This is a genomic window from Nocardiopsis sp. RV163, assembly GCF_001029525.1.
GTDB lineage: Bacteria > Actinomycetota > Actinomycetes > Streptosporangiales > Streptosporangiaceae > Nocardiopsis > Nocardiopsis dassonvillei.
In genome coordinates this window covers 1-4,478 of the sequence record NZ_LEKI01000258.1, presented here as the reverse complement: position 1 = coordinate 4,478, position 4,478 = coordinate 1, and the positions used below count along the sequence as shown (strand labels likewise).

Genomic DNA, 4,478 nt, shown 5'->3' with positions numbered 1-4,478 from the left:
GCGCGGAGCGGCCCGGCCGGGTACGGCACCCGGCCGGGGCCGCGCGGTCGGTCAGGGGGTCCTGCCGGTGCGGGCGATCAGGCGGTCCTGGGGGCTCGCGTCGGGCCCGACCTCGACGGGGGCGCCGAACATCGGCCCCGGGCCCGGGTCCTGGTCGCTCAGCCAGGCGTGGACCTCCTTGACCAGGTCGGGGTCGAGGCGTTCGTCGGTGCCCAGGGCGCGCGCCAGGTCCCAGGCGTGCACCGTCAGGTCGAAGGTCATCTGCCACAGGTAGAGCTCGGCGGGCGCGTCGCCGAAGGACAGGTGCACCGTGCTCTCAAGGGACGACGGGGCCAGCCAGGCGGTGCGGGCCTCGCGGGAGGCGACCTCCCAGGTGGTGATGGGCTCCTCGCCCAGGTTGTCGCCGTCGAGGCGGTCGCCGACCTCCTCGACCCGGGCGCCGTCCAGCAGGAGCGGCGCCCACAGCTGCTCGGTGGTCAGGTGGTTGACCAGGTCGTGCACGTCCCAGTCGGCGCACGGCGTGGGCAGTGCCCAGTCCGTCAGCTTGACCTCGCGGACCCGGCGGTCGAACTCCCCCATCGCGGTTCCGTGCAGTTCGGTCAGGTGTGCCATGAGTGTCCCCCGGGACGAAGTAGCGGTTGTGCGCCCGTCTCCTACCCGTGCCGCCGGGGGGTGAATCCGCCCGCGCGGACGGGCCCCGGGGTCAGGGGACGGGGTTCTCGGTGGCGGAGATCCGTGCGCCCGGACGCGGGCGGGGCCCGGCCGCCGGGGCGTCCGGGTCCCGCACCCGGGTGGCCGCCTACCGCGGCTCGGACGCGATCTGGATCAGGTTGCCGCAGGTGTCGTCGAAGACGGCGGTGGTGACCGGGCCCATCTCCAGGGGTTCCTGGGTGAAGCGGACGCCGAGTCCCCGCAGGCGCTCGTGCTCAGCCCGCACGTCGGCGACGGCGAACTGGGCGAGCGGGATGCCGTCCTTGACCAGGGCGTCGCGGTAGACGCTGACCGCCGGGTGGCCGGCGGGCTCCAGGAGGAGCTCGGTGCCCTCGGGCTCGTCGGGAGAGACGACGGTCAGCCACCGGTCCTTCTCCCCCACCGGGAGGTCGTGCTTCTTCACGAAGCCGAGGACCTCGGTGTAGAAGTGCTCGGCCTCGGCCTGGTCGCTGACGAAGATGCTGCTCAGGTGGATCTTCACGGGTTGCTCTCCTCCGGTTCGGACGCGTCTGGCGCAAGCCATCGCTCGGCGATCCGCCGCAGCGGGGCCGTGTTGAGGTCGTGGAACTTGTAGCGGCCCTCGCGCCTGGTCCCGACGAGCCCGGCGGCCTCCAGCACGGCGAGGTGCTGGGAGACCGCCTGGCGCGAGATGCCGAGCTGGTGATTCATGGCCAATCGCGAGCAGATCTCGAACAGTGTCTGGCCGGACTTCTCCGTGAGCTCGTCGAGGATGGTGCGACGAGTCGGGTCGGCCAGGGCTTTGAAGAGGTCGTCTGCCACGATCACCACGATAGGCAAGTAAGCACTTGCATGTCGAGCCGGGGCGCGCGTGTCGCGGAGCGGCCCGCGCGGCGGCGGGTCAGCCCCCCGCGCGTTCGCGCAGGATCTCCACACCGTCGCCGGTGAGCTCGTCCAGGTGCGCGGAACGGCCGGTCATCGCCATGACCAGGGCGAGCGTGCTCCCCCGGACGAGGGGTCCGGTACCGGAGGCGAACGGACCGTCGGTGGCCTGGAGATTCAACCCCCGGACCCGGCTCTTGGCGACGACGACCTGGTCCGAGCCCCGGTAGTAGTCCGCCACGAGGGTCAGCGCGGCGATCGGACGGGTGCTGACGACGCCCAGGGGCCGCCTGATGTCCTCGCCGTGCACGATCGCCTCCCCCAGGACGGCGGGCTTGGGCAGCGGCGGTGAGGTCGTGCTGTCCACGATCCCCTGGAAGCGCGCGAGGGTGTCGGCTCCGGAGTCCCCCAACTGCTCCGCCAGGCGCATCGCGACCTGGGCGTCGAAGTCGAAACGGCAGCGGACGACCCCGGCCAGCCACCGCAGCCCGTTGAGGCTCGCCGACGACGTCAGGTGCGCGAGCACCTCGCGCACGGTCAGTCCCGCGCAGAGCGACGGCGTCGCCCAACGTTCCTCGGTCAGTTCCGACAGGTCTTCGGCCAGTGCCGCCCGCTCCCGGTGGATCAGCGGCCACAGGTCCGCGCGGCCGCTCACCGGCGGGTTCCGTGGCGTGGGCGGGGTGTCGTCGACGTCATGGGGCTCCTCGGGCGGGCTCTCGCCCCGCTCTGCGGTGGTGGGCGGACGCCGGGATTATCGCCCGGGCCTGCGACAGTTCCGCGCCCCGTCACCCACGGGCGTGTGGTGCCCGCGCCGCTCACGGCGCGGAGGCGGGGCATCGCCCCCGTGGACGCGCACACGCGGGCCACGCGCGCGCCTCCCGCACCGGTACGGGCCCGAGGCCGTCTCCTACCCGTCGGCGACGGCGTTGCCCAGGAGCGGTGCGAGGATCGACTCGGCATGTGTCCACAGGAGTGCGCCGCCGGTCTCCGGCACGACATGGTGAATGGCGCCGGGCACCCGGGCGGCGAGCAGTGATCCGCCGTCGGGCGAGTGGCTGGTGTCCAACTCGCCGTACCAGATGTCGACCGGGACGGTGATCGCGTCGAGGGCGAACGGCCACCGCCCCATCGCCAGGACCGTGTCCCGGGCGTAACCAGCGGCACCTTGGGTGAACGCCTCGCTCAGGGCCCTGCGGTAACCGGCCGTGAAACCCGGGTCCCGGTACACGGCGAGGTCGCACTCCGGACTCCCGTTCACGACCATGTCCCACATCGCGTCCGCGGTGAAGCCCGCGAAGAACTCCTCGGAGCCGGCCGGATCGCTTCCGGTCCGCTCGACCAGACCGCGCAGGTCCGCGTCCAGGACGGGAGCGAACTGCGGCGCGGCGACCTCGTCCGCGCCCGAGACGACAGCCAGCGCCGAGGCGACCCCCTCCGCGGCACAGGCCAGAGCGAACGGCGCGCCTTGGGAATTGCCGACCACGGCCGGCCGCCCCAGCCCCCTCAGCACGCAGAGTTGGCGCATATCACCGACGAAGTCGGAGAAGGTCCTCCCGGGGGCGGGTGTCGAGACACCGAGGCCCGGACGATCCACGGAGACGAGCCGCACTCCCAGGGCATCGACAACCCCCGCGCCGAACCCGAGCCACCGGCTCGTGGCCGCCCCCGGACACAACAGGACGGGCGCTCCGTCCGACGGCCCCCACTCGGCCCAGCCGAGCGACCGGCCATCGGAGAGGGCGCTCTCGCCCAGGCGGACAGGAGGGGTGACGTACCGAGTCATGATCAGCATCATGAACGCGGACGGGGCGCCCCGCAACTGGAATCCGCCTCGTCCACGGACAGGGCGAACAGCCGTCGCGCGGAAGAGGCGGGGAGAGCGCAGCGTCGGGGACTCCTGGCGGCTCCGTCGGACTCAGCGCGCTTTCGGCGCACTTCGGCGTAGAGCCCGTCGGCCCGGCTCAGCGTGTCGTGGGTGCCGGTCTCCACCGCCCGGCCGCCGTCCGTCACCACGATGAGGTCGGCCGCCCGTGCGGTCGTGAAGCGGTGCGCGGCGGCCCGGCCCGCCGCCTCCCGCAGGCCCTCCTCGTCATCGGCGTGGGCCAGGGAGCCGAAGGCGATGTTGTCCCGCACCGTCGACTCGCAGCGGCCGAAGTCCTGGAAGACCGCGGGCACCGCCTTCCCCGGCATCCCGTCCGCGGTAGCGGCGGTGCCCGCGCACGGATCGCTCGGGGCCGCCTCCGTGTCACCGGTGAGCGGTGGTGACCCTGGAACGGTCGGCGCCGCGCACCGGGAGCGGACGCGAAGGAGCAGCAGCCGAGGTGCGCCACCCGCGAGTCAGCCCTGCGCGCCGGGGCCGGGCGTGTGGAGGGCGGCGATCTCGGCGAGCACCCGCTCGCGGGCCGCCTCGGCCGGGTGGACGTCCACGAGCACGTAGTAGGCCAGCCCCTCGGCCAGGGCGACGAGCGCGACCGCCCGCTCCGCGGGGTCCAGGTCGCGGGGCACCGCTCCCCCTTCCTGGCCGCGGCGCAGCAGGTCCGCGACCCGGCCGTGGAAACGGGCGTACTCCCGGCGCATGCGCCGGGCGATGGCCTCGTCGGACAGGGCGAGCGCGGTGAACGCCTGGCGGACGCGCATGTGCGCGCGCGTGGCGTCGTCGTAGGGGATCAGCTCTGTGAGCACGGTCGTCAGGAGGCGGCGCGGGTCGTCGCCCGGGCCCGCCTTGGCGGCGATGCGCGCGGAGCTCAGGGCGTTGCCCCGCTCGAAGGCGGCCTCGATCATCCGGTGCTTGGCGGGGAAGTAGTGCTGGACGCGACCGGGCGAGACCCCGGCGCGGGCCGCCACGCTGGTCTGGGACACGGCCGCCATGCCGTGTTCTGCCGCCACGGCGAGGACCGCGTCGGCGATCTGGCGGCGGCGCTGTTCGT

At 73.6% G+C, this 4,478-nt stretch carries 7 protein-coding genes; all 7 read right to left on the bottom strand.

The features are described from left to right. Nucleotides 1–51: 51 nt before the first annotated feature. On the bottom strand, nt 52–612 hold the full coding sequence (locus tag ABD54_RS25510; RefSeq protein WP_047872097.1) for a TIGR03086 family metal-binding protein: 561 nt from the start codon (nt 610–612) through the stop codon (nt 52–54). Nucleotides 613–799: 187 nt separating this feature from the next. Next, on the bottom strand, nt 800–1,192 hold the full coding sequence (locus ABD54_RS25505; protein ID WP_047872096.1) for a VOC family protein: 393 nt from the start codon (nt 1,190–1,192) through the stop codon (nt 800–802). Then, on the bottom strand, nt 1,189–1,491 hold the full coding sequence (locus ABD54_RS25500; RefSeq protein WP_047872100.1) for a helix-turn-helix transcriptional regulator: 303 nt from the start codon (nt 1,489–1,491) through the stop codon (nt 1,189–1,191). Before ABD54_RS25500 ends, ABD54_RS25505 begins: the two co-directional genes overlap by 4 nt. Nucleotides 1,492–1,570: 79 nt before the next feature. Then, nucleotides 1,571–2,206 (bottom strand): maleylpyruvate isomerase family mycothiol-dependent enzyme, encoded by a 636-nt coding sequence (locus tag ABD54_RS25495; RefSeq protein ID WP_047872095.1) that lies wholly within the window; start codon nt 2,204–2,206, stop codon nt 1,571–1,573. Nucleotides 2,207–2,458: 252 nt separating this feature from the next. Beyond that, nucleotides 2,459–3,334: an alpha/beta fold hydrolase gene (locus ABD54_RS25490; protein ID WP_047872099.1), complete on the bottom strand. Its 876-nt coding sequence runs from the start codon at nt 3,332–3,334 to the stop codon at nt 2,459–2,461. Nucleotides 3,335–3,342: 8 nt separating this feature from the next. Continuing rightward, on the bottom strand, nt 3,343–3,741 hold the full coding sequence (locus tag ABD54_RS25485) for a hypothetical protein (RefSeq protein WP_047872094.1): 399 nt from the start codon (nt 3,739–3,741) through the stop codon (nt 3,343–3,345). Nucleotides 3,742–3,888: 147 nt separating this feature from the next. Further along, a partial coding sequence (locus ABD54_RS25480) for a TetR/AcrR family transcriptional regulator (protein WP_152692091.1) occupies nt 3,889–4,478 on the bottom strand: 590 nt, incomplete at its 5' end.